Here is a 23,938-nt window from a genome sequence, read left to right as displayed (position 1 = left end):
GTATCCTGATTCTGTGCTGTTTGATTTTCGGGGATGCGATTTTTTTCTCGCAATAAAACGAAATACCCCTGAAATCATGGGAGATATTTGTGAGAATCATATTTTTTGCAGGGAAAGGGGGCGTTGGGAAAACCAGCGTTTCCGCCGCCACCGGCATTCGGTCCGCCATGGCGGGCAAGCGCACCGTTGTCATGTCTTTGGATACGGCCCACAGCCTTTCAGACGTGTTCGACCTGGACCAAAGCCTTTTGGAGCAGCATAAGGGGGCTCCGGTGAACGTGGGTGAAAACCTCTGGATTCAGGAAGTGGACATCCAGGAGGAAATCAAGAAAAACTGGGAGAACATTTACGAGTACATAGCCGAAGTCCTGGAAACCACGGGCGTGGAAGGCATCATGGCCGAGGAGTTGGCCATTTTGCCGGGCATGGAGGAGTTGAGCCTCCTCATGCACATCAACAGGTACGTCAAAGAAAACGAGTATGACGTCATCATCCTGGATTCCGCGCCCACCGGAGAGTCCATCCGGTTCATCAGCATTCCTACGGTCCTGGACTGGTACATGAAAAAGATTTTCAAGATTCAGCGCACCTTTGTCAAATACGTCCGGCCCGTGGCGAAAAAAGTGATGGACATCCCCCTGCCCGACGACGACTATTACAAGGCGATAAAGGGGTTGTTCGACCGGCTCGAAGGGGTGGACAAGGTTCTGGAGGACCCGGAAATCACCACGGTCCGGCTGGTTTGCAACCCGGAAAAAATCGTTTTAAAGGAAACCCAGCGGGGCTTCATGTATTTTTCGCTCTATAAGATGCATGTGGACGCCATAATCATGAACCGGGTCCTTCCCGAATCCGTAACCGATGCGTATTTTGCCAAATGGAAGGAAAAACAGGCCGAATACGTAAAGCATGCGCGGGATCTTTTTGCGCCGGTTCCCATTTTTCCCGTGGATCTGTTTGCGGGGGAAGTGCTTGGCTATGAGGCTTTGGGCGCCTTGGCGGAAAAGGTGTACGGAGAAAAAGATCCGCTCACGCGTTTTTACGATTCCAAGCCCTATCAGTTGACCAAGGAGGGCGATAAATACAAAGTCAGCTTTTATTTGCCCTTTTTGGATAAAGGAAACGTGGATATCAACCGATCGGAAGATGAGCTAATCGTCCGGTTAGGCAGTTTTAAGAGGCATGTTTTGCTTCCCAGGCACGTGGCCGACAAGAGCGTGGTTCGGGCCAAGGTCGAGGATCAAAACCTTTGCGTCTATTTTGAGGACGAAGAAAATGGCTGAAAACCGGGGTTCTCTGGCAATCGGAATGGCTTTTTTGCTTCGCAGGAAGCTGGAGGCCGAGTTCAGGCGCTTTCGCAAGGAGTACACCGCGTCCCGCATTGAGTTTTGGAAGAAGCACCAAAAGCGGGTGGAAAAACGCATTGAAGAACTGGAGGCCGAACTGCCTCGCAAGCCTAAAAAGAAGATTCAAAAGGTGGATATAGACTGATCGCCTTTTAATATCGGATTGCATATAATAATTTTGTAAAGACGCCTTCAGGGGTTTATTATGACCAATAAAAAAGCCATCCTTAAAAGCATCAGCAGTATGAAGCCCCTTTCCGCCAGCGCCACCAGGCTCATGACCATCGTCTCGGACCCGGATCACAGCATCGCGGAGATCGTGGCGGTGGTGCGCAATGACGCCGTGCTAACGGGCAATGTTTTGCGTCTTGTCAACAGTGCGGCCTTTGGGCTTGCCGTAAGAATAGAAACCGTGGAGCGCGCCGTATCCTACGTGGGCGGCAATATGGTCGCCGGCATCGCCATGGGATTGTGCGTCCCTCATGTTTTTAACGATCCCCTGGAGGGCTATAACTCCGAACGGGGCGCCCTGTGGAGGCACAGCCTGCGCACCGCCATTGCAGCCAGGGAAATCGCCCGGACAGCGCGCCAGGGGGCCAGCCCCCCCATAGCCTATACCGCAGGCATTATGCACGATATCGGCAAAGGCGTCATTTCCGCCCATTTGGCGGGGCATGGCGAGGAGTTGGAAGCCGCCGCCAAAGCCCACGAGCCGCCGGACTTCCTGGCTGCGGAAATGGAAATCACGGGAACCACCCACTGCGAGGTGGGGGAAGCCCTTGCCAACCATTGGAACCTGCCCGATCCCCTGGCCCAGGTGGTCACCCATCACCACCATCCGGCCAACGCCGATCCGGAATATAAATCTTTGGTTTACGCCGTGCATCTGGCGGATTACGCCGTCATGCTGGGAGGCACCGGCACGGGAACCGACACCCTGCTTTACGGCCTGGACGAAGAATATATGGACCATTCTCCGGTGACGCCCGCCCAGTTGGAAGGGATCATCCGGGACAGCGAGCAGGAGCTGGAAAAAGCTGCGGAAGCTCTCATAGGGAACGGATAAGCCATGCCCCTGCGTTTGGCTGCATCCCTTCTATTTTGCCTTCTTCTGGGACTCGCCTGCCCCCTGCAAGCGCTTGCAGAAGACTCCGCCTCCGGCCGCGGCGACGTAAACCTCCATAAGCTCAAATCGTCCATCAGGGATTCCTACGCCCTGGCCGAAACGTGGTTTATAGGCAGCCTCCAAACCGACAACACCTTTGTATACCTTTACGATCCCATCCGGCGGCGATACGCCCGGACAAACAACGCCATCCGCCAGCTTATGGCTTCCCGCCTGCTGGCTGAGCTCGCCTCCGCCGACCCGAACCTTATGGCCGCCCACAAAAACAACCTGAGCCATATCTTCACCCATTGGTACAGGGAGGAGGACGGCAAAGGCTACATCTATTTTAACGACAAAGCCTCTCTGGGCGCCAGCGGGATAGCTTTGCGCGTTTTGGCGGCCAGCCCTTACGTCCTTCAAAAGGACGGCGAAGCCCGCTATCATAGAAAAGCAATACGATTGGTGCGGGGAATCCAGGCCCTTATGGCCGAGGACGGCTCTTTCAAGGCCTTTTTTATCGAACCGCCCGAAGATGAAATGATGGATGAGGACTACCTCCTTTCCTACTACTCCGGCGAAGCCATCCTGGGGCTGGTGGAGCATTCCCGGCGATTCAAGGATCCCCTGGCCCTGGAATTGGCGGTCAAAGCCCAGGAGCATTACCTGGGAGAATACGTGGACCGCATGGCCGACAATTACCGGCCTTTTTACGTGCCCTGGCACACCATGTCCCTGAGCGCTTTGTACGAGATCGACCCAAACCCGCGCTACGCCCAGGCCATTTTCGCCCTGAACGACCAGTTGCTGAAAATCCAGGACACGGAAAAATATCCCGGCCGGTTCGCCGCCTCCAGCGGAAGCCGCTACACCAAAGCCCATTCCGCCTCGGACGGCGTCTACACGGAATCCCTGGCCTACGCCCTGGAAATGGCCCGGAAGGCCGGCGACAAGGAGCATGAAGCCAAATACCTGAAAGCCATTGACCTTGCGGTCGCCAATCTCGTCTCCCTCCAATACACCAATGAGCATTCCTTCCTGTTTGTGGGCGATCCCAAAGTGGCCGGCGCCATTCGCATCCGCTCCAAAACTCTGACCATCCGCATTGACTGCGTACAGCACGCCATGGACGCCTATCGCAAGTTAATGGACGTTTTGTAATTTTGGCAGTTGCGTCAACCTATATGCTAACCAATTAAATTCGGAAGGGTAAGGCTCATGGAAGAGGCCGGGTTTTTCGTTGTTATCGCATTAACAATTTTTGTTATGGGATTTATATTGGGAGCTATTGTTGGAGTTGATTTTTGGAAAAAGCTCAGCCATCGGCCCGAAAAAATGGACCCAAAAATCTTCAAAACATGGTTATTGACCTTGGGGATTGTCATGCTCGCATTGGGCGCCTCCTTTGCTGCGTATTCGACGTACTTCATTGCGGCAAGTAAAACAGCGGAGGGCGCTATTATAGGCATTGAGAAGAAGGTGGACGACGAAGGCGCTGAATACTCCTATCCCGTTTATGCCTTTGAGGTTGAAGACGGCGAAGAGTATAAAGCGGTATCTTCCGACGCAAATCTGCATTATGAAATTGGAGACCATGCGTCGATTCGCTATCTCCCGAACAACCCGGAAAGATCCCGTATCGACGCTTTTACAAGCCACTGGATCAATCCAATGTTGCTCATGGCGAGCGGGGTTTTCATCTTAATGTTTTTCCTGGTGTATTCTTGGATGTACAGAGAAAAACCGGCTAATAAAGAGTCTTTGGGTTGATAATCTGAGTATAACTTTTTATAACAATATATTTGACGTTAATATTATTGTATGTTATTTTAATAAGCATGAGGTCTATAGAATGGACCAACAGAGCCCGCAAGCAGCTAAAAAGGATTCCCAAGCAGTTTCAGGAAGCCATCGGAGAAACAGTTGCTAAACTTGCCGGCTTCCCTGAATGCAAGGATCTTAACATCGTGATCTTGAAAAATCATCGTTATGATTACAGGTTGCGAGTAGGACGCTATCGGGTTTTGTTTAATGATAATGATGTGATTGAAATAGTTTCGATCCAGGAGGTCAGAAAGCGGGATGAGCGTACATACTAAACCCCAAATTATAACCCAAGATGGCAAGCCCGCGTTTGCCGTAATTCCCTGGGAGGAATATCAGGAATTGTTGGAGAACCAGCTTGATTCCGATGAGGCGGACATCCGCTTTCCCCATGAGGTGGTTATGGCCAACGTCCGGGGGGATTGTCTGATCAAAGCGTGGCGCGAGCATCTGGGGTTGACGCAGGAGGAGTTGGCCAAGCAGGCGGGGATCAAGCAGCCCGCCCTCGCCCGCTTGGAGAAGGCGGAATCCAGACCCCGGAAAAGCACGCTCAAAAAATTGGCGGGCGCCATGAACATCACCGTGGATCATTTGATTGATTGATCTCAATAAATTGCTTTCCATCTTAGGTAGTCGCCATTCGCATTTGCTCCAAAACCCTGAACATCCGCATTGACTGCGTACAGCACGCCATGGACGCCTATCGTAAATTGCTGGAAAATTTATAGGAACTGTGCTAAATTTATCCAACTGTTTTAAAATACAAAGAATAGTGCACTGGAAGGGCCGGGAGGATGACCTTAGCAATAGCCATTTTCGGGTTTGTGATTCTTGTTTTGATATTATGGGCCTTTTTAATGGCGCCCGCCGGAACCTCTTTGCCGGAAGCGGCCGGGAAAAACCTTCAAAGCATTTCCTCCAAAGCGGTTAACTTATGGCTGGCGATTATTGTGCTTTTCTTTTTCGCGGCGGCCTTATCATTCGCCGCACAATCCGCCTATTTCATCCTTTCCGGCGAAAAAACGGAAGGCCGTGTCGTTGACCTGGTAAAGAGCGGAGACAGCCCGGTTTTGCATCCCGTCTTCTCCTACCTGGACCAAACCCGCATTGAGCGCACCGTCACATCCAAATATTCCAACTCAGGATACGCAATCGGAGACGCCGTTCCTGTCCGGTACTTGCCGGCCTCCCCGGAAAAAGCCCGCATAGACGATTTTACGAACCATTGGGCGAGTCCGCTCATATTTCTGCTGGCCGGGGTGTTGATGCTCGGCTTTTTAATAGGCTATTCCTGGATCAGGAAAAGGAAGATAAGTTCTTTTAAAGGGTTGGGATTTGTCGGTGCGGCGGCGTTGGTTTTGTTGGCTTCGATCTTTTTGGCCTCTTACGCCCTGGCTGCTACTTGTCCCCGATAGCCCCCGCCTCGATGAGAAAATCCGCCAGCTCGTCGGCCTGGTCAAAGCTGAAATGAGGCACATGGAGTTTTTGCGCGGGCGGGTGAAGGCTGACCGTAGCCAGAATTTTGGGGTGGCCGCCGAAATGGGGCGTGGGATCTTCGTCGAATCCCATGACTTCGATTTTGGGCAAATCCTCTTTTTTATAGCCCTCCACCAAAACCAGATCCATGTCCGGGAAATAAGCGCGGGCGACATCCACCGGAGACATGTCGCGCTGTACGTCCTTTACCAGGGCGATTCTTTTGGCCGAAGCCACCACCACGGCGTCAGCGCCGGCCTGCTTGTGCTTATAGGAATCCTTGCCCGAGCGGTCCATGTCAAAGCCGTGGGCGGCGTGTTTGATTACGCCCAGCTTGTAGCCCCTGGCTTTAAAGCTGGCGATCAGGGCGACGGCCAGGGTGGTCTTGCCTGAGTTGGAAAATCCCACAATGGAAACGATTGTCGGCGGCATGGCGTTATCCCGAGGTTTTGGTTTGATTGCCCGTCCAGCCCGTCATGGTCGGGTTGAGCTGCTTGACGTATTCCTTGACTCCGTCCACGATGCCTTGCACCAGGCGGTCCTGGTAGGGGCCGTAAGTCAGGCGTTTGCATTCCCTGCTATTGCTGATAAAAGAGGTCTCCACCAGGATAGCCGGCATTTCCGCACCCAAAAGCACATAAAAGGGGGCTTTTCTTACGCCCCTGTCCCTGATTCGCGAGTATTTTGTTTTGAGGTTGCTGCACATCTTTTTTTGGACGGAATGGGCCAGGCGCTGGGATTCATTGACTTTATTGTTATGCATCAGGCTGTCCAGGATGCTCTGGAGGTCGCTGATGTTCTTTTTGGATGTCTGGTTTTCCAGGGCCGCCACCCGGATGGACTCGTCATCCGTGGCCAGGTTCAGGTAATAGGTTTCCACTCCGTAGGGTTTGCTGCTGGGGTGCGAATTGGTGTGGATGGATATGAACAGATCCGCGTTTTTTGTGTTTGCAATGGCCGTGCGTTCTTCCAGGGTCAGGTAGCGGTCGGAATCCCTGGTAAGATAGACTTGGCAGGGGGTTTGCTCCTTAAGGGCCTTGGCCAGCTTTTGGGCGATGGCCAGAACCACCTGCTTTTCGTGCACCCCCTTAACCGCCCCGGGGGCGCCGTAATCCTTGCCTCCGTGGCCGGCGTCTATGACAATGGTGGAAACTCCCAGGGCAAGTTGAGTCGCAATGGCGCCTGCCGGAACCTTGCCTTTTTCGTCAGGCATGGGCAAAGCGGGCCTAGATGCGGCGACTCTAACAGGCTCGGAGGGCGTCTTTTTTTCTCCCCGCACGTCAATGACCACGCGGAAAGGATTCTTCAGGGAAAACACCTTGTAGGACTTGAAGGATTTCAGGTCCACCACCACCCGCACGGTTTCATGATTATACTGGGCGGCGCGCACTCCGCTCAGGAGGTCGTCCTGGATGGTTACGGCCCTGTCCAGGTCTTTGCCCACTTTGGAGTGATCCATGTCTATGAATAGGCGCTGAGGTTTTCCCAGCGCAGGGTCTTTTTTTAGAAGGTGATCTTTATACTGGGTCTCTTTATCCGCGTCGATGACCACCCTGGTGTAGCTCTTGCTGGACCAATACCTCAGCCCCGTAACCAGGGCTGTGTCCCCGGCCCCGGCGATGGGGTCGGGCGGCGGCTCCTGGGAGGAGGCGCTTTGCACCAGCTTGCCGATGGGATCCGGGTCCGGCTGGGGCTCCGGCTTTGGCTCCGGTTTCGGCTCGGGCTTGGGCTTTTCTTTGGAGGGCAAGGGCTTGATTTTGGGCATGTTTTTAACCAGAGTCCGCTTTTTTAAGGAGCGGATCTGGTTGATTTCCGCCAGCATGTCAATGGCCTTGGATTTGTAGGCGCTTCCGGGAAATCGTTTGACAATGCGCTGGCACAGGTCGACAGCTTCCGCCCGGTCCGATTTTCTATGGGAAAGCTGGTAGAGCTCTTCATAGAGCACGGCTGCTTCATAAAGGCCTGCCGCAGCCCACGGTCCGTCGGGATCGGTTTTGTAGACTTTCTGGTAGCCCTGGATGCAGATAATCCAGCGGTCCCTGTATTTGCGTTTGCGGGCGTCGCTTTTTAATTCCCGAGTGCATTTTTGGGCTTGCAGGTAGAGGGAGCGGGGACTGTCCGCCCGGGAGTAATCGGGCGCCGCGCACCAGACAAAAAGCAGGAACATAAGGACTGCGAAAACAAGAGTACTCTTGTTTTTTTCGGCGAATTTCAGGCTGTATCCCGCAGTCAATGGCATCCGGCTTCTCTCTGAGTCGCTTATTCCTGGTCTTCCGTTTCCGCTGTAACGTCCGCAGGGGCTTTTTCCGGGCGTTTAACCCGTTGCTGAAGTTCGCTCAGCACATTCATGGCCTCCAGAGGGGTCATGGAATTGATGTCCATTCTTTCCAGGGCTTGGGCTGCAAGTTCGCCAGGCGTGGGGAACAGGCTCATTTGGACCTGAACGTCCTTTTTTCCGCCCTTACCGGAGGCTTTGGCCGAGTAGGCCACTCTGGCTTCTTCGCTGTCTTCGATGGTTTGAAGCACCTGTTTTGACCTTCTTATCACACTTGCGGGTATTCCCGCCAGCCTTGCCACCTGAATTCCATAACTCTTGTTGGTTCCGCCTTCCACAAGGCTGTGCAAAAAAATGATTTCGTCGTTCCATTCGTTGACCGCAATATTGAAGTTTTTCACCCGGGGATGGGTTTTGGTCAGGTCGGTCAACTCGTGATAATGGGTGGCGAACATGGTTTTTACGCCATGGTCTTTATAGTCGTGCAGATACTCCGCCACGGCCCAGGCGATTGACAGCCCGTCAAAGGTGGAGGTTCCGCGTCCGATTTCATCCAGAATAACCAGGCTCCGGTGGCTCACATTGTTCAGGATGTTGGCGGTCTCCTGCATTTCCACCATGAAGGTGCTCTCGCCCTGGGAGAGGTTGTCCAAAGCCCCCACCCTGGTGAAAATTTTGTCCACCACGCCCACCACGGCCTTTTCCGCCGGAACGAACGAACCCATCTGGGCCATGATCACGCACAAGGCCGCCTGCCTGAGAACCGTGGACTTACCGGCCATATTGGGGCCTGTAATCATGAGGATCTGCTGATCCAGATTGTTCATGGTAATGTTGTTGGGCACAAACCGCTGGCCGGGCAGCATTTTTTCCACCACGGGATGGCGGCTTTCCTGCAGGTCCAGGGTCTGGCCCATGTCCACTACCGGGCGGCAATACCCGTTATGGTCGGCTACGTGCCCTAAGGCGGTCAGGACGTCCACCCAGGCGATCAGGTGCGAGGCTTTTTCAAGCCGGTTTTTTTCCCCGTTGATGCGGTCCACAATCTGGGTGAAAATATTGTACTCCAAGGCCACCCGGCGTTCTTCGGCGCCCAGGACCTTGGTTTCAAACTCCTTGAGTTCGTCCGTGATATAGCGTTCGGCGTTCACAAGGGTCTGCTTGCGCACATAATGGGGCGGAATCGACTTGGTCTGGTTTTTGGATATTTCAATATAGTAGCCGAAAACCTTGTTGTACCGAACCTTTAAGGTGGATATGCCCGTGCGTTCCTTCTCCTGGGCCTCCAGCCCGGCGATGAGCCCTTTGACGTCCGTGGCCAGGGCCGCCACCTCGTCCAGTTCCTCGTTGAAGCCCGGCTTGATCATGCCGCCGTCCCGCACGCCCGGGGGCGCGTCTTCGCGAATGGACCGGTCGATGAGGTCAGCCACGTCGGTCAGGCCGTCGTCAGTTGCGTCTCCGCAAAGCAAGGGGGATTCAAAATTCTCCTTAAGCAAAGCCCACAGCCTGGGCAATTGCTTGAGAGACTCGCCCATGGCGGCCAGGTCCCGTCCATTGGCGTGCCCCAGGGCGGTCCGGCTGCGCAGCCGTTCCAGGTCGTGCACCTCTTTGAGCGCTTCCCTGACTTCGTCCCGCACCCGGGCCAGGTCCTTTGCCTGCTCCACGGCGTCCAGACGCAAATTTATGACCTGGGGATCGATCAAAGGATAGCGCAACAGATAGCTCATAAGCCGGGCGCCCATGGCGGTGACGGTTTTATCCAGCACGGAAATGAGCGCGCCCTGGCGGGTTCCGTTGCGTATGTTCTTTAAAAGCTCCAGGTTCCGGGCGCTGTTATCGTCGATCCACAGGAACTGGTCCTGAAAGTAGGCCTGGATTTTTGTGACATGGGTGATTTCCTGCCTTTGGGCCTGCTGCACGTAATGCAGCAGGGCGCCGGCCGCCCTGGTCGCCAGGGGCAGGTCCTGTATGCCGAATCCTTCCAAGGACCGGGTTTTAAAGTGCTCCAGCAGCCTGTCCCTGGTTCTGGCGTTTTCAAAATCCTTGCTTTCCAAGCGGGATGTGGGCAACTGGTCCGCCACGCGCATGGCGGCGGCGGCCCGGGCGTTTTCTTCGAATTTTTCAGGCAGGACCAGTTCCTTGGGGCCCATGCGGAGGATTTCCTGAAACGCGGATTCGGGCGTGGTCACCTGAGTGACCAAAAAAGCGCCCGTGGAGATGTCCAGAAAAGCCAGGCCAACGCCGCCCCTGCCGGTGACGGCGGCGCATACGAAATTATTCTGGCTGGCGTCCAGGTATCTGCCGTCCAGCTGCATGCCGGGCGTAACCACCTGGACCACTTTCCGCTCCACCAGGCCTTTGGCTTCGGATGGGTCCTGCACCTGATCGCAAATAGCCACCTTGAAGCCCTGCTCCACCAACCGGGCCACGTATCCGTTTGCGGAATGATGAGGGACCCCGCACATGGGTACGGGGTCCGGGTCGTTTTTATTGCGGGAAGTTAAGGTGATGTCGAGCGCCTTGGAGGCTTTCTCGGCATCCTCGAAGAACATCTCGTAGAAATCGCCCATCCTGAAAAATAAAATTGAATCAGGATGTTCCGCCTTAATGGATAGGTACTGGCGTACCATGGGAGTTACTTTTGGGGCGCTCATGGGGCTGGGTTTGCCGGTCCTCCATTAATTTACTGAGTGGCTGCTTCCTGGCTGTCCTTTTCCTCTGCTGAGGCGGCATCGGCGGGCGCTGCGTTTTCATTCGCCGCGCTTTCTTCCTCCGAATCCAGGGAAAAGCTGGGGGCCGGCCTGTTTTTCAGCTTTTCAACCTGAGAGCGCAGGGCGCGAACTTCCTCGCCGCTCTGGCGGATGAGCTTTTTGTTGCGCATCCATCCGGGCAGGGTGACGCCGTAGCCCACAATCACGCCGACAAACAGAGTGATCAGCAGGAAAACGCCGTTGGGCAGCTCAGGAGTATGAAACACCCAAGCATCGGAAAGTTTGAAGTCCACGCCCAAAGAATAGGTGGTTTTTAAAAACTCAGCGTTCTGGTAGATCACCATGATGCACAAGGCGACAATCACTCCAGCAAGGCCTCCCTTAATAACCTTCATAACTTTCCTCCATTGAGGGATTGATCCGGCCCGGAATGGGGCCGGGTTTTTTGCGATTTTTCGCCCCTGGCCCCGCTACTCCCAGGTTTTGGGGTCCAATTTATCGAAATGGGGCTTTAAATTGGCGTGCGTCGCCAGAATGTGTTCGGGAATAACCCTCACGTCAGCAAACACAGTCAAGGCGTTTACATCGCCAAACCACCGGGGTACGATATGGAAGTGCAGGTGCTCCTCCACGCCTGCGCCGGCCACCTTGCCCAGGTTCAGGCCGACGTTAAACCCGTCCGGGTTCATCACTTTTTTCAATATTTCGATGCTTTGCTCCACGGTCTTGGTCAAAATCCCCATTTCCTGCATGGAAAGTTGGTCCAGCCTGGAGACATGGCGAATGGGGCAAACCAGCAAGTGGCCGTTGGAATAGGGAAACTTGTTCATGACAACCATGGTTTGATCGCCCACGAACAGGGTAAGCTCCGTATTCACATCCTTGGCAAGGCAAAAAACGCAGCCTTCCTCTTTTTCTCCCAGAATGTATTCAATGCGCCATGGCGCCCACATTGTCTTCATGCGATTGGTAATTCCCGTCAGCCTAAAGCACTGCAGGCCAAGGCCTGCGAATCATTACATCGGATATTAGTAAAATCATAAGAAGGTTTACTATTTTATGCGAGAAAACTCAAGGCCTTTTTGCCTGCACGGGAGCCAACTCCAGGTCTCCCCAGGCCGCGAATTGACTTTGGCAGATGGACACGGCGCCGATGACGCCGGGAACGCTTTGGGCGAAATTCACAGCCGCTTCCACATCCTTAGGGCCTGTAACCAGGTTGGCGGCGGCGGTGGCCGTTGCGTCCGCCAGGGCGCAATCCCTGGAGACTATGACAACGGCGTCTGCCTTGCCAAAGGACTTGGAATGGCCGATGGAGGCCGAAGAAGTGCATACTCCGATAGGCTGGCCTTCGGGGTTCAGACGCAGGCCCAACTTGCCGGCCAGCGGCGAATCTCCGGCGAAGATGCCCATAAACAGCTCGCCCTGCACCAAGGCATAGACGTCTCCGCCGTTTTCCACGATCACTTCCCCGGACGCTGCACGCAAGCCCTGGCCTACATACTGCGCCACAGCCCCGGCCACGGCGGCCATGGGGCCTACGCCGGCCGCCAGGCCCGCCTGAGCCATGGACCGGATGATGGGCGGCGCCGGCCCCTCAATTTTCCAGGGCGCCAGAGTAGAGGCGAAGCCGGGAAATTGTTCTATGTAGTTTTCCAAATGGGACCGGCAGCGGAGCAAAATGTCCATGGCTTCTTTTTGCAAGACCTGCTCCGCCTGGATCATCAGGTCCGATTCCCTGACCTGCACCCTGAAGGGCTCCAGGCCCTTTCTGGCGGATGATGAACGATATGTGCGGGGTTCGTATGCTTTCATGGTAAAATCACAGGGCCGGTTTGGGCTGCATTTCCTCGGGGCATTGCCTTAAAAAATAGTGGTCGGTCATGCCGGCCAGAAAATCCCGGACGATTTCCGCATCCTTATGCCCGGTTAAATAATCTTCGTCCTTGCCTCTTAAAAAACTGGTGAAAATGGCCGATTCCCGGCGCTGCTTTTGGAAGTCGTCCAAAAACCTTTCAAACAGATGCCGGAACAGCTGTTGGATGGTTGCGCTGTTGGCCTTCACCTTTTTATGCAAGTAGATGTTTTCCAGGTTGAATTGTTTCAGCTTTTTAAGAGCGTTGGAAATGTGGGCCGAAAAAGATATTTCCGTTCCGTTGGCGCTGTTCCGGATGATGTCCGTCACCAGGGCGTGGACAATGGAGCCGTTGGTTTCGCCTAATATCTCGGAGCATTCCTTGGGTATTTGATCCCGGGAAATGAGTTTCAGGCGAATGGCGTCCTCGATGTCGCGGCCAATGTAGCTGATGGTGTCGGCCATGCGGACCACACAGCCTTCGGCGGTCATGGGAATGAGCTGCGCAGCAGGATCTTCCAGCTTGGCGCGTATGTCCCTTTCCAGGTCGTCAAATCCCTTTTTTTCCACGGGATGAAGGTATTGGTTATGAATTTCCCCGTCATGGCACAAAATGCCGTCCAGGGTCTGGAGGCAAAGGTTCCAGCCTTTGCCGCCGCGCTCCACCTTGTCCAAAAACTGCACGCTTTGGACGTTATGCAAAAACGGGCCGATGCCGTGCTCGTGGCATAGCTCGGACAAAAAGGTCTCCCCTTCGTGCCCGAAAGGCGCATGGCCTATGTCGTGGCCCAGAGCGATGGCTTCGATCAGGTCTTCGTTCAAACGCAAAAAACGGCCGATTGTGCGGGCGATTTTGGAAACCAACTGCACATGCAGCACCCGGTGGGTGATGTGGTCGTTTTTAATCAGGTAAAAAACCTGGGTTTTGTCAATGTAGCGGGTGTAGGCGCGGGAGTGCAGAATGCGGTCCACATCCAGGGAAAAAGATTGGCGATACCCTTCGTCCGCACGTTGCTCCGGGCTCCGGCGCAGTCCGTCCTTGGTGAGGGCGGCGCGGGGGGCGAGGGTTTCCGCCTCCCGTTGTTCCAGTTGGGCGCAAAGTATATCAAACAAGCCGGCTTCAGATTTTTCCATCGGCTATGAAGGTCTCCATCATGCTGTAATAATCAATGCCTGCAAGGGCGAAACCCTGCCTACCGTATTTCATATTGGCCTCCATGACAAGGGGGCGGCCGTTCACCATGCACAGGTCCAGGCCCACGTCGTCCCAACCGCAACCGATTGCGGTTTTCATCGCCAAATCCACGGCTTCCCGGGGGACGTCATCAAATACGATCTCCCCTCCGGCGGCCACGTTGTGCAAAAAGGCGTCTTGCTCCGGCACGCGCCAATAAGAAATCACGGCCTGCTTCCCTACCACCACAACCCGGATATCCCGATCAATGGGCAGGTGCTCCTGAATATAGGCGGCGTGGTTCTCTTTGCAGTATTCAGCCAACTGCTCAGGCTTTTGGATTAAAAATACGCCCCGCCCCTGGGCCGACCCCCTGGGGATTTTAGCCACCAAAGGCAGCCCGAAATCCCTGAGTATGAATTTTTTCTGTTGCGGGCCGTAATACACCTTGGTGCGCGGATGGGGAACCTGCAATAAATGAAACAGGGCGGTTTGGGCGATTTTATCCTGTGCGCAAGCGTAGACGCCGGGGCTTGGAAAGGTTTTTTTGCCCATGGCCTGGAACAAGGGGGCGTAAAAGCTGCTGGGATAATAAATGGTCTCCGCCTTGCGGATGAGGGCTTGCTCCCGGGGCGAGTAGTCGGAGAAATTGGGTTTGACTCCCAGGGTGGCTATGCGGGGGCATTGCGACAGCCGGTTTTCCAAAGCAACGGCAATAGACATGACAAATTCCCGGGACGGTCATTCTTTAAAAAACCAAGGCCCGGCGGTTTGCCGCCGGGCCTTGCAGAACAGGACTACTTGCACTTGGCCTCGATTCCGTCCAGGATTTCGCCCATGGCTACGGAAAAAGGAGACTTGGCGTTCAGGTTGATGATCGGGGTTCCGTTGTCGCAGGCCTTGACCACGTCCGGGTCAAAAGGCAGGCTGCCCAGGAACGGAATGTTCATCTGCTGAGCCGTGATCTTTGCGTTGCCAGTGGGGAAAATGTCAATGGCTTCGCCGCAGTGGGGGCACTTGAACCCGCCCATGTTTTCCACCAGGCCGAGAATCTTCATGTTTACGGTGGAGCAAAAGCTGATGGACTTGCGAACGTCCGCCAATGCGACTTCCTGGGGGGTGGCCACGATGACGGCCATGGCGTCGGGCACCACCTGAGCTACGGTCAGGGGTTCGTCGCCGGTTCCCGGAGGAGAGTCAATGACCATGGCGTCCAGGTCTTCCCAATACACGTCTGCGATGAACTGGCGGATAACGCCGGTTTTTGCCGGGCCGCGCCAGATTACGGCGTGGTCTTTTTCCGGCATAAGGGCCTGCATGGAAACCACTTTCAAATTTTTATCGTAGCTCCAGGGCATGATGAAGTTGTCGGGCGTGACGTCCAGCATGCCGTTGATGCCCATCATTTTTGCGATGCTGGGTCCGTGAAGGTCCACGTCCATAAGGCCGACCTTCTTGCCTCTTTTGGCAAGGCCCGCGGCAATATTGGCTGCAACGCTGGATTTACCCACGCCGCCTTTGCCGCTCATGACCAGAATCTTGTTTTTGATTTTAGCCAGCGAGCTCTCGATGATTTTATCTTGCATGTTGTGGGCCATGTTTCCGCCGCCCTGGGAACCGGAGCATCCTCCGGAGGAACATTGATCAGACATCTTTTCGTTCTCCTTAAAATGTATTTACGCGGCGATTCTCGCCGTGACAGCTCTCGAACGCGATTTCGCGCCCGCCTGTAGTTATATGGGGGCCGTGGAACTCTCCCGGCCCGTTTTTACCTTAAATGACGCTTTCCAGCATGGCCAGGCCCCTGTCCTGGTGGCTGCCTTGCCAGTAAATCCTTTTGCATCGAGGGCAATGGGCGAAGTCCTGATGCGCTTCAAAAACATAATCCGGAACCCGATTGAAAACCTCTGACCGTTCCATGGGCTCCACCGGGACGTTGCACCGTATGCACCTCCCAAAGGCCCTTTCTCTATCAATGCGCAAGCCCAGGCGCTTTACCGTCTCGGCCAGTTGCGCTTTGGGATCCCCGTCAACGATCTCCACCATTGGGGCTTCACCGGCTTTTCCGAACAAAGCACGCGTCCTGGTAATGAGGATGCGGCCTTGCTCCGCCAGGGCCAAAAACTCCTTATCGCCCATGCCGGGGTCAAAAACCGTGTCGTAGCCTAAAAGCCTCAACCATTTGGCAAGGCGTCCCATGCTCCTGTCTACGGCCAGAAGAGGGGCCAAAGTTCGGGACCTCCGTCAACGATTAGTCACCATATCTTTAGTAAGCATAAATTGGGATTCGTCAACCGTTGAATTCTCCCAAAAGCGTTGTTTTTCCAAGGTAATGGATGCTCCATCCCCGCCCTGGATGCGAATATTTCCCGGCTTATCCCTGTCGGGAAACACCGAGTAGAGCATTTTTCCTGACGAATAAACGTCCGCCTGGATAATTGTGACTCCGTCCCCGGCCACCCAGATTTTTTCCCGGATTCGGCCGGTTAGAGACCGCAAGATCAACAAAAAGCCCCTTTGCGCCCTCTGGCCGCCGGAAAAATCCCAAAATTCTATTTTCGACCACCAATGGCTCGCCACCGGTGCATGTCCGCCTAAAATCTGAGCCAGCTCCTCCATGGACATGGGAATGCCTAATGCATCCTCCATCTTGCCGCGGGTGGCTACGCCCGACCGGAATTTGTCCTCTGCGCCCGTATACATGAAAACGTGCCTGCCGTTATAGGCCATCTTGACCATGGGCTGGCCAAAGGGATTTAAAATGTCCACCCGAAGCCGATCAGGAGGCGCCACCACAAAAGCAGCCCGGCCGCTAAGGCGGTTTCCGTACTGCTCCTGGGTGAACCGCGATATCCCTTTAAAAGGCCCGGCGCCTGTGTAATCCTTTTGGATGCTTTCAATAACTTCCTTTGCCGGAGGCAGTCCGGGCGTGGGCGCAGGCTTTTTCCATAAGGCGCAGGCCTGAAGGCTCGCCGCCGCCAAAAGCGCACAAAAAAGCGGCGTCAGGCGCCTGGCTGCTTTTGAAATAATATCGGCCATTTTAGGCTTCCCTATGTTTAAGATAGGTTCCCGTCCAGGCCCGGGTCATGAACCCAGGCGAATAACCTGCTGACTCTATCACATTTTGCAGGCATTATAAACCTGTGCGGAAAATGCAATATTATCCCTAAAGTTTAGTTCGGCTATTTAAAAGGATTGACCAGCATCTCCTCCCGGATGGGGGCGGAAGGATCGGGAAGGCTTTGGGGGGATGGGCCTAAAGAGGCGATAATGCCGGCGGCCGGAGCGTGCCCCTTTATGGCGGAGCGGGCCAGCCATTCCAGGGCGAGATCGTTGTCGCCCACCTCCAGAAAAAGCATGCCCACGAGGAATTGAGCCTTGGCGTGGTTGTTTTTCGCCGCGGGCGCGGCCCAGTCAAAGGCTTCGTCATAAGCCCGAGAGGAGAAAAACAAGGCTGCAAGCTGGTAACGGGCTTCATCATGACCCAGGTTGGCCGCCTTGGCGTAGTCCCTGGCGCCTTCCTTGATATCCTGCTCAAAGCCCAGGCCCTCCAAGTGCATGCGGCCCAGCATGAACCACGCTTCGGGGCTGTTTTGTTCGTCCGCCGCTTTTTGAAAATATTCGGCCGCTTGAGTGTAGTCCCGCTCCACTCCCTCGCCCAGGAAATACTTGTTTCCCAGGGCCAGGCAGTCGGTAGGCGTCTCTTCGGGTTGGACCTTAGGCGATAGGGAATTGTATCCGGCGCAGGAAAGGACGGTCATGACCGCAAGACAGACCATGACGAATAACCATCGATTGGATTGCTCGAACAGCATATTCAATTGCCAGGCTACAGGAAATTTACCTGGGTGACTCCTTCTTTTTTTCGGATGATTTTAGAAAGCTGCTTTTGGCTTTCTTGGTCCGAAATGGGCTCTACCATGGAAATATCCCGATTTTCCAGATCTTTTTTTTCTTTCCACGTTACGACAAAGCCTGGAACCATGGCGTAGGCGCATCCGCCGAACCCGCAGCAGGACGAGTCCACGACCCCGGTTCCCACGGTGTACAGCACTTCCTTGCCTTCATAGGGAAGGCGGACTTCCCGCTCCAGGGTGAAATACCCGGAGATCGACCGGTTTTCCTCATCCAGGGGAATATGAATATAAGGTTTCGCCATGGCTGCTCTCCAATGAATAAAACGTCAAACCCCTGTACACAAAAAAAGCCCGGGTCCTAGACCCGGGCTGATATTTTTATTTGCCGGCGCCGTCCAAAATGGCCTGGACCAGGCCGTCGATGGTGTAGGCCTCCGCCTCCATATCCACCTTAAGCCCAAGGTCCCGGGCCGTGTCGCTGGTAATAGGGCCGATGCTGGCGGTTTTAACGCCCTCCATGACCTTCACGAGTTTGTCCTTGTCAAACAAGGCGACGAAATTGCTCACCGTGGAGGAGCTTGTGAAGGTGGTCATGGTAATCTCGCCGGATTCCAGCCTTTCCCACAAAATCCGGGCCTGATCCTGGGACGCCTGGATCGTTTCATAAGCCGGAACCTCGTCCACCAGGGCGCCCATTTTTTTCAGTTCCACGGGCAGGACGGGCCGGGCTTGCGCAGCCCGGGGCAGAAGCACTTTTTTGCCCTGCATGTCTTCCTGCAGGAAGGCTTCCACCACGGATTCGGCGCGGTATGTCTTGGGCACGATGTCCGTAACCAGGCCGTATTCCCTCAATTTAGCCGACGTGGCCGGGCCGATGGCCGCCACCTTGGCGTTGGCCAGAGCGCGGGCGTCCTTGCCTTTGGAGAACAGGCAGTCGAAAAAGTAATCCACGCCGTTCACGCTGGTCAGCACCACCCAGTCGTAGGCGGCGATGTTGTCCACCGCGTCTTCCAGGGGCTTGGGATCCTTGGGCGGAACCAGTTCAATGGTCGGAGTTTCCACGCAGTCGGCGCCGAGATCGGCCAGCTTCTCAACCAACGCGCTGGCCTGCTTGCGGCTGCGGGTGACCAGTATTTTTTGCCCGAACAAGGGCTTGGTCTCGAACCAGTTGAGCACGGGGCGCAGATCCACCACTTCGCCCACCACGATGACGGCCGGCGGCTTGATTTTCGCCTCTTGGGCGATCTCCACGATGGTTTCCAGGGTTCCCGTAACCGTCTCCTGGCCTGGAGTGGTTCCCCAGCGCACCAGGGCGACCGGGGTTTGGGGAGCGCGGCCGTTGTCCATAAGCCGTTTGGTGATCATGGGCAAATTCTTGATGCCCATCAAAAACACGATGGTGCCGATTCCCGTGGAAATCTTGGCCCAGTCGATGTTGGACTCGTCTTTGGTCGGGTCTTCGTGGCCGGTGACAAAAGCCACGGTGGCCGTGTGCTTCCTATGGGTCAGGGGGATGCCTGCATAAGCGGGAGCGGCGATTGCCGAGGTGACGCCGGGCACGATTTCAAAGGCCAGGCCCTCTTGTTTCAGAACTTCGGCTTCCTCGCCGCCGCGGCCGAAAATAAAAGGGTCTCCGCCTTTCAGGCGCGCCACGGTCTTCCCCGCTTTGGCTTTTTCCACCAACAGGGCGTTGATGCCGTCCTGGGAAAGGGTGTGGTCCCCGCCCTTTTTGCCCACGTAGATGATTTCCGCGTCTTCCCGGGCGTAGGCCAAAAGCCTGGGGGACGCCAGGTAATCGTAGACGACCACGTCCGCAGTTTTTACGCAATCCAGGCCCTTAACCGTGATAAGGCCCACGTCTCCGGGGCCCGCCCCGATGAGATACACTTTGCCCATTATACAATCCTTCCGGTTTTGGCCGGGTTAATGATCCAGCAATTCGTCCAGTACGGCCTTGCCGCCGGCGTTCAGGAGCTTTTCCGCCAGCTTGACGCCCAGTTCCTTGGCGTCTTCCTTTTTGCCGGAAACGCTGTCGCGGAAAATCGGGGTTCCGTCCACTCCGGCGATAACGCCGGTCAGTTGCAAGAAATCTCCCTTTAGCCTGCCGTGGGCTGCCACGGGAACCTGGCATCCGCCGTCCAGACGCTTTAAAAAAGCTCGTTCGCCGGTGACGATCACCTGGGTCGGCTCGTGATTCAAGGCTCTGGCCAGCGGTCCGGCTACGGGATCGTCCTCCCGGATCTCAATGCCCATAGCGCCCTGGCCCACGGCCGGAAGCACGGTTTCCTCGGGAATGTATTCCGAAACCTTGTCGTCCATGGCCATGCGTTTGACGCCTGCGGCTGCAAGCACAATGGCGTCCAGGTTCAGGGACGTGAGTTTGCCTAGACGGGTGCCGATATTGCCGCGTAAAGGCTCAATTTGCAGATCCGGCATGAGGGCCAACAACTGGGCCGAACGCCGCAGGCTGCTTGTGCCGATCTTGGCGTTGGGCGGCAGGTCCAAAAGTCCCTTGGCCCTGGAGCAAATCAAAGCGTCCCGGGGATCCTCCCGTTCCATTATTGCAGCAAGACACAGCCCGGGGGGGAATTCCGAAGGCACGTCCTTCATGGAGTGCACGGCCATATCGGTCCGGCCGTCCAAAAGGGACTCTTCGATCTCCTTGACGAACAAACCTTTTCCGCCCACCTTGGCCAGGGGCACGTCCAGAATTTTGTCGCCCTTGGTCTTGATGATGACCAGTTCGGTCTTCACGTTGGGATTCCCGCGTTCCAACAGAGCCGCGACATGCTCAGCCTGCCACAGGGCGAGGGGACTGCCCCGGGTTCCTATTTTAATGAGGATTTGATCCGCCATTATCAGGACGACCCGCAGGAAGAGCAACTGGTTGCAGAGCAGCCCGCACAGGAGGAAACGCCCGCCGAACTGGAAACGGTCTCTCCGCCGCCGCCCTTGCTCACAAATCCGCAGGCTGACAGCAGCCTGTTCACGTCATTGGACGCGCATTTGGGGCATTCAGGCTTGTCGCCGCCCATTAAAAGCTGCTCAAAGTTGGCATCGCATTTATTGCAATGAAATTCATAAATTGGCATATAAACCATCCTTTCGGTTCAAAGTTAACACCTTTATATAAGACTGATATGCCTTTGCGTCAACACATGCTTTCCTTAATCCGGGTTATTTGGGCCTGCGCCCGGCTTGCCAACCAGGGGCCTTTCCTATATAGAATTGGGCCGGAGAGGGTAACTTATTTTTGGAGGCGTTATGCAGACGATTCAGGCGCAAATCCTGGCCACAGGCGATGAACTGACCACAGGAGCCCTGGTGGATTCCAATTCGGCGTATATGGCGGAACAGCTCGAAATGATGGGCGTCTCAGTTCGAAGACACGTCACGGTCGGCGATGATATGGACGACTTGGTCCGTGCGTTAAAAGAAATTGGAGAGCAGGCGGACGTGGCTTTGGTCACCGGCGGATTGGGGCCCACCATGGACGACCTGTCGGCGGCGGCGGCGGCCAAGGCCGCGGGCGTGGAGCTGGAGCTGGACGAGGAAGCCCTGGCCTGGATCGAAACCCTTTTCAGATCCATAGGCCGCAACCTGGGCAGGAATTTGGGCGAGTCCAACCGCAAGCAGGCCTATTTTCCCCAAGGATCGGTGCGCCTGGACAACCCCGTGGGCACGGCGCCGGGTTTTTCCATGATCATCGGCAAGTGCCGGTTCTTTTTTATGCCGGGCGTGCCGCGCGAAATGAAGCGCATGCTGGCCGATCAGGTGATTCCAAGAATCGAGGAAATGCTGGAGGATATAACAGTCTCCGGCGTTCGCACCATTTGCTCCTACGGCATGCCTGAAGCCCGGGTGGGCGAACTTGTCGCCGACGTCGCGGACGGCGAGCCGGGCATGAAGCTGGGGCTTAGGGCCAGCTTTCCCGTCATCCAGGTGAAAATCTACGCCCGGGCTGAAAGCAAAATGGGCGTGGAGCGCATCCTGGACGAGGGTACGGACAAGATTCTGGACCGCCTGAAGAATAACGTGTTTTCCGTGGGCGGCCGAAACATGGAGGAAGTGGTGGGGCTGATGCTCAAGGACGAAAAAGCCACCCTGGCCGTGGCGGAATCCTGCACCGGCGGGCAGATCGCCCACTGGCTGACCAGCGTGCCCGGCAGCTCGGAGTATTTTGTCATGTCCGCCGTCACCTACGCCAACACGGCCAAGGAAACCATGCTGAACGTCTCCCGCAAAACCTTGTTGAAATACGGCGCCGTGCATGAGGAAACCGCCAAAGCCATGGCCGAAGGCGCCCGACAGATAGCCAAAACCACCTACGGCATTTCCACCAGCGGGGTGGCCGGCCCGGCCGGCGGCAACGAGGAAAAGCCCGTGGGAACCGTGTGCATCGCCCTGGCCGCGCCGGACGACACCTATGTGTACCGGTTCCACTCCCCCTTTGGCGAGCGGGACCGGAACATTAAAATCTTCGCCATGAACGCCCTGGACGTGCTTCGCCGCCATCTCCAGGGCCTGCCTCCGCCCTCCTGGGCCAGGGAGTATAAACCCTGAGAACTGGCGTCCCAATAGCAGAAATGTAAAACAAAACGGGCCGGAGCGGGGGAAATGAATATCCCTGCTCCGGCCCGCTATTATTTGGGAATGAAAATCGTTTTTTAATGCGCTATTTTTCCACTTTGCCCACTTCGTAATCAGCGCCCTTCCAGGCAAAGATGCCGCCGCTGTAACGATACACGTTCTTGTAGCCCATTTTTTTGGCCCAGGCCGCGCCGTTGTGGCTGCGGGTGCATTTTACAAAACCGCAGTAGATCACGATGGTTTTGTCTTTATCGGGGCCCAGCATGGCTTCAAAGTCGGCCTGGGTTTTTCCCGCAGTTTCCTTGACATCCCACTCGTTCATGTCCGGGATGGGAAACAGAAACTGGACGGCGCCGGGAACATGATTCTTCACGTAGGAGCCCTCGTAAGGCATGGTGTCAATGATGACCATATCCTTGCCTTCGTCCATCCATTTTTTCAGCTCATCGGTGGTTACCAGATCGTATCCGCCCCTTTGCACTTCGCGCACCAGCTTGACGGCTTGGGCTTCAGCATCCACTTCCTTTTCAAACTTGTTTTTGAACGCCCAGGCAGGGCTTGCGGCAAGAAGGCTCACCAGAGCGATCGCCAGAACCACTTTCAAAGTCTTAGTCATTTTTATTGCCTTTCTTCCAAACAGTTAGAATTTCAACCGGACGCACGGGGCGCACCGATCTCGCGTAACGCCAGATGTATAGATAGGCCACGCCGGCCATCATCACGAAGTCGCGGTACAACGCAGGGCGCAGGCTGTGAAAGGCCTCCGCCTCGGGATCGTCCGGGCCGAAACAGCCGCAATCCACGTCCAGGCCCATATGCAGGCCGTACCCCAGGACGAAAATAAACAAAACCAGCATGCCGGTTATCATGCCCAGGCTGCCTTTCACGTCCAGCAATATGCCGACCGCGGCGGCTATTTCCAAAATAGGCAGCAGCAGGGAGATGGGCTCAATGGCGATTTCAGGCAACAGCCCAAAAGCCTCAATGATCACCGCAAAGGACCTGGGGTCCTGAATTTTGGCGATTCCCGACCATAAGAAAACGCCCGCCAAAACGATCCTGCCCACCCGATACAGCCATACGGGGAAAAACTTGGAGCCGTTGCCCCCGCCGCTTTGCAAAGATGCTATATTTCCTGATTCCATAACTGTACGATCCAGGATTGAATTCAATTTTTGGTTTTTCTTTAGCTAATAGTGGGAGCCATGAGCCTACTGCTCATTCATGCGCTTGGAACTATACTAAACCCATCTATAAGTAAAATTGATAATTTTAATCCTGCTTCGCCGGGCGATAGACGCCGCAAATAACAGCGGGCGGATTTCTCATATTCTCGTCATTAAAAAGGAAGGCAGGACAGGGCATACGCATGTAAAAAAAGACGGGCTTCAGGGCGCAGTATATGGTACTGCATATCTATAATAACTTGAAATACTTATAAATATTTTTCAACTAGACTTTTTTAAAGCACTGGTGTAAGGTCTGTGGGCGACTTAAACAAAGGAGGCGCTCATGGAAGAACGCACCATAGACCAGTATTTCGAGACCGTGCAAGATCCCCGGCATCATAACGCGCTGCATAAACTAATAGACATCATCGTCATGGCCATATGCGCCGTGGTATCCGGGGCTGACACATACGAGCAAATTGAGAATTTCGGCAAAAAACGAAAGCGATGGCTGTCAAAATATTTGGAGTTGCCTCGCGGCATCCCGTCCCATGAC

At 55.1% G+C, this 23,938-nt stretch carries 28 protein-coding genes; 10 read left to right on the top strand and 18 right to left on the bottom strand.

Features of this window, described 5'->3' with window-relative positions; all coding sequences use genetic code 11:
- Nucleotides 1-89: 89 nt before the first annotated feature.
- The 8 genes from BUE18_RS24895 to BUE18_RS24860 all read left to right on the top strand — a co-directional run bounded on the left by BUE18_RS24895 (nt 90) and on the right by BUE18_RS24860 (nt 5,690).
- On the top strand, nt 90-1,283 hold the full coding sequence (locus tag BUE18_RS24895) for an ArsA family ATPase (protein WP_073478856.1): 1,194 nt from the start codon (nt 90-92) through the stop codon (nt 1,281-1,283).
- Nucleotides 1,276-1,491, top strand: coding sequence for a hypothetical protein (locus BUE18_RS24890; RefSeq protein WP_073478855.1), 216 nt, complete (start codon nt 1,276-1,278; stop codon nt 1,489-1,491). Before BUE18_RS24895 ends, BUE18_RS24890 begins: the two co-directional genes overlap by 8 nt.
- Nucleotides 1,492-1,551: 60 nt before the next feature.
- On the top strand, nt 1,552-2,412 hold the full coding sequence (locus BUE18_RS24885) for an HDOD domain-containing protein (RefSeq protein ID WP_073478854.1): 861 nt from the start codon (nt 1,552-1,554) through the stop codon (nt 2,410-2,412).
- 3 nt (nt 2,413-2,415) lie between these two features.
- On the top strand, nt 2,416-3,612 hold the full coding sequence (locus BUE18_RS24880; protein WP_073478853.1) for a hypothetical protein: 1,197 nt from the start codon (nt 2,416-2,418) through the stop codon (nt 3,610-3,612).
- 57 nt (nt 3,613-3,669) lie between these two features.
- Nucleotides 3,670-4,221: a DUF3592 domain-containing protein gene (locus tag BUE18_RS24875; protein ID WP_073478852.1), complete on the top strand. Its 552-nt coding sequence runs from the start codon at nt 3,670-3,672 to the stop codon at nt 4,219-4,221.
- A gap of 68 nt (nt 4,222-4,289) precedes the next feature.
- Complete coding sequence (locus BUE18_RS24870) at nt 4,290-4,550, top strand: type II toxin-antitoxin system RelE family toxin (protein ID WP_073478851.1); 261 nt, start codon at nt 4,290-4,292, stop codon at nt 4,548-4,550.
- Nucleotides 4,534-4,878, top strand: coding sequence for a type II toxin-antitoxin system prevent-host-death family antitoxin (locus BUE18_RS24865; RefSeq protein ID WP_073478850.1), 345 nt, complete (start codon nt 4,534-4,536; stop codon nt 4,876-4,878). The genes BUE18_RS24870 and BUE18_RS24865 overlap by 17 nt, the downstream gene beginning before the upstream one ends.
- A gap of 191 nt (nt 4,879-5,069) precedes the next feature.
- A complete protein-coding gene (locus BUE18_RS24860) occupies nt 5,070-5,690 on the top strand; it encodes a DUF3592 domain-containing protein (RefSeq protein ID WP_073478849.1) in 621 nt (206 codons plus the stop codon).
- On the opposite strand, the gene mobB is transcribed toward BUE18_RS24860, so the two are convergent.
- The 16 genes from mobB to BUE18_RS24780 form a co-directional block, all read right to left on the bottom strand.
- Complete coding sequence (mobB, locus tag BUE18_RS24855; protein ID WP_073478848.1) at nt 5,674-6,183, bottom strand: molybdopterin-guanine dinucleotide biosynthesis protein B; 510 nt, start codon at nt 6,181-6,183, stop codon at nt 5,674-5,676. The two genes, BUE18_RS24860 and mobB, sit on opposite strands and share 17 nt — an antisense overlap.
- 4 nt (nt 6,184-6,187) lie before the next feature.
- Nucleotides 6,188-7,990 carry an N-acetylmuramoyl-L-alanine amidase gene (locus BUE18_RS24850; protein ID WP_073478847.1) on the bottom strand — a complete coding sequence of 601 codons (1,803 nt, stop codon included), beginning with the start codon at nt 7,988-7,990 and terminating at the stop codon, nt 6,188-6,190.
- 20 nt (nt 7,991-8,010) lie between these two features.
- A complete protein-coding gene (gene mutS / locus BUE18_RS24845; RefSeq protein WP_073478846.1) occupies nt 8,011-10,680 on the bottom strand; it encodes a DNA mismatch repair protein MutS in 2,670 nt (889 codons plus the stop codon).
- 29 nt (nt 10,681-10,709) lie between these two features.
- Nucleotides 10,710-11,132: a LapA family protein gene (locus tag BUE18_RS24840; protein ID WP_073478845.1), complete on the bottom strand. Its 423-nt coding sequence runs from the start codon at nt 11,130-11,132 to the stop codon at nt 10,710-10,712.
- A gap of 75 nt (nt 11,133-11,207) precedes the next feature.
- Nucleotides 11,208-11,699, bottom strand: coding sequence for an HIT family protein (locus tag BUE18_RS24835; protein ID WP_073478844.1), 492 nt, complete (start codon nt 11,697-11,699; stop codon nt 11,208-11,210).
- 109 nt (nt 11,700-11,808) lie between these two features.
- Nucleotides 11,809-12,552, bottom strand: coding sequence for a UPF0280 family protein (locus tag BUE18_RS24830; protein ID WP_073478843.1), 744 nt, complete (start codon nt 12,550-12,552; stop codon nt 11,809-11,811).
- Between the two features lie 7 nt (nt 12,553-12,559).
- A complete protein-coding gene (locus tag BUE18_RS24825) occupies nt 12,560-13,726 on the bottom strand; it encodes a deoxyguanosinetriphosphate triphosphohydrolase family protein (protein WP_073478842.1) in 1,167 nt (388 codons plus the stop codon).
- Nucleotides 13,713-14,489: an ATP-grasp domain-containing protein gene (locus tag BUE18_RS24820; protein ID WP_073478841.1), complete on the bottom strand. Its 777-nt coding sequence runs from the start codon at nt 14,487-14,489 to the stop codon at nt 13,713-13,715. Before BUE18_RS24820 ends, BUE18_RS24825 begins: the two co-directional genes overlap by 14 nt.
- Nucleotides 14,490-14,563: 74 nt before the next feature.
- Nucleotides 14,564-15,418 carry an Mrp/NBP35 family ATP-binding protein gene (locus BUE18_RS24815; RefSeq protein WP_073478840.1) on the bottom strand — a complete coding sequence of 285 codons (855 nt, stop codon included), beginning with the start codon at nt 15,416-15,418 and terminating at the stop codon, nt 14,564-14,566.
- A 121-nt stretch (nt 15,419-15,539) separates the two neighbouring features.
- Complete coding sequence (locus BUE18_RS24810) at nt 15,540-15,995, bottom strand: Mut7-C RNAse domain-containing protein (protein ID WP_073478839.1); 456 nt, start codon at nt 15,993-15,995, stop codon at nt 15,540-15,542.
- A 15-nt stretch (nt 15,996-16,010) separates the two neighbouring features.
- Nucleotides 16,011-16,805, bottom strand: a complete 795-nt coding sequence (locus BUE18_RS24805) for a hypothetical protein (RefSeq protein WP_073478838.1) — start codon at nt 16,803-16,805, stop codon at nt 16,011-16,013.
- Nucleotides 16,806-16,948: 143 nt separating this feature from the next.
- On the bottom strand, nt 16,949-17,581 hold the full coding sequence (locus BUE18_RS24800) for a tetratricopeptide repeat protein (RefSeq protein WP_073478837.1): 633 nt from the start codon (nt 17,579-17,581) through the stop codon (nt 16,949-16,951).
- A 14-nt stretch (nt 17,582-17,595) separates the two neighbouring features.
- On the bottom strand, nt 17,596-17,925 hold the full coding sequence (locus tag BUE18_RS24795) for a hypothetical protein (protein WP_073478836.1): 330 nt from the start codon (nt 17,923-17,925) through the stop codon (nt 17,596-17,598).
- A gap of 76 nt (nt 17,926-18,001) precedes the next feature.
- The gene (gene cobA, locus BUE18_RS24790) at nt 18,002-19,519 is read right to left on the bottom strand and encodes a uroporphyrinogen-III C-methyltransferase (RefSeq protein WP_073478835.1); all 1,518 of its coding nucleotides are present in this window, start codon (nt 19,517-19,519) and stop codon (nt 18,002-18,004) included.
- Between the two features lie 27 nt (nt 19,520-19,546).
- Complete coding sequence (gene hemC, locus BUE18_RS24785) at nt 19,547-20,479, bottom strand: hydroxymethylbilane synthase (RefSeq protein WP_073478834.1); 933 nt, start codon at nt 20,477-20,479, stop codon at nt 19,547-19,549.
- Between the two features lie 2 nt (nt 20,480-20,481).
- On the bottom strand, nt 20,482-20,715 hold the full coding sequence (locus tag BUE18_RS24780) for an FmdB family zinc ribbon protein (protein ID WP_073478833.1): 234 nt from the start codon (nt 20,713-20,715) through the stop codon (nt 20,482-20,484).
- 172 nt (nt 20,716-20,887) lie between these two features.
- On the opposite strand from BUE18_RS24780, the gene BUE18_RS24775 reads away from it, so the two are divergent.
- Nucleotides 20,888-22,186, top strand: coding sequence for a CinA family nicotinamide mononucleotide deamidase-related protein (locus BUE18_RS24775; protein WP_244549379.1), 1,299 nt, complete (start codon nt 20,888-20,890; stop codon nt 22,184-22,186).
- Nucleotides 22,187-22,298: 112 nt separating this feature from the next.
- Here BUE18_RS24775 and BUE18_RS24770 read toward each other — a convergent pair whose 3' ends face one another.
- Both BUE18_RS24770 and BUE18_RS24765 read right to left on the bottom strand, forming a co-directional pair.
- The gene (locus BUE18_RS24770; RefSeq protein ID WP_073478832.1) at nt 22,299-22,829 is read right to left on the bottom strand and encodes a rhodanese-like domain-containing protein; all 531 of its coding nucleotides are present in this window, start codon (nt 22,827-22,829) and stop codon (nt 22,299-22,301) included.
- Nucleotides 22,822-23,358 (bottom strand): MauE/DoxX family redox-associated membrane protein, encoded by a 537-nt coding sequence (locus BUE18_RS24765; RefSeq protein WP_073478831.1) that lies wholly within the window; start codon nt 23,356-23,358, stop codon nt 22,822-22,824. Before BUE18_RS24765 ends, BUE18_RS24770 begins: the two co-directional genes overlap by 8 nt.
- A 367-nt stretch (nt 23,359-23,725) precedes the next feature.
- Here BUE18_RS24765 and BUE18_RS24760 point away from each other — a divergent pair.
- Nucleotides 23,726-23,938 (top strand): transposase family protein (locus BUE18_RS24760; RefSeq protein ID WP_139264916.1); only part of this gene is annotated, 213 nt, incomplete at its 3' end.

Origin of the sequence: Desulfatibacillum alkenivorans DSM 16219, from assembly GCF_900142135.1 — a bacterium.
GTDB classification, from domain to species: domain Bacteria; phylum Desulfobacterota; class Desulfobacteria; order Desulfobacterales; family Desulfatibacillaceae; genus Desulfatibacillum; species Desulfatibacillum alkenivorans.
This window is presented reverse-complemented; position numbering and strand designations above follow the sequence as displayed.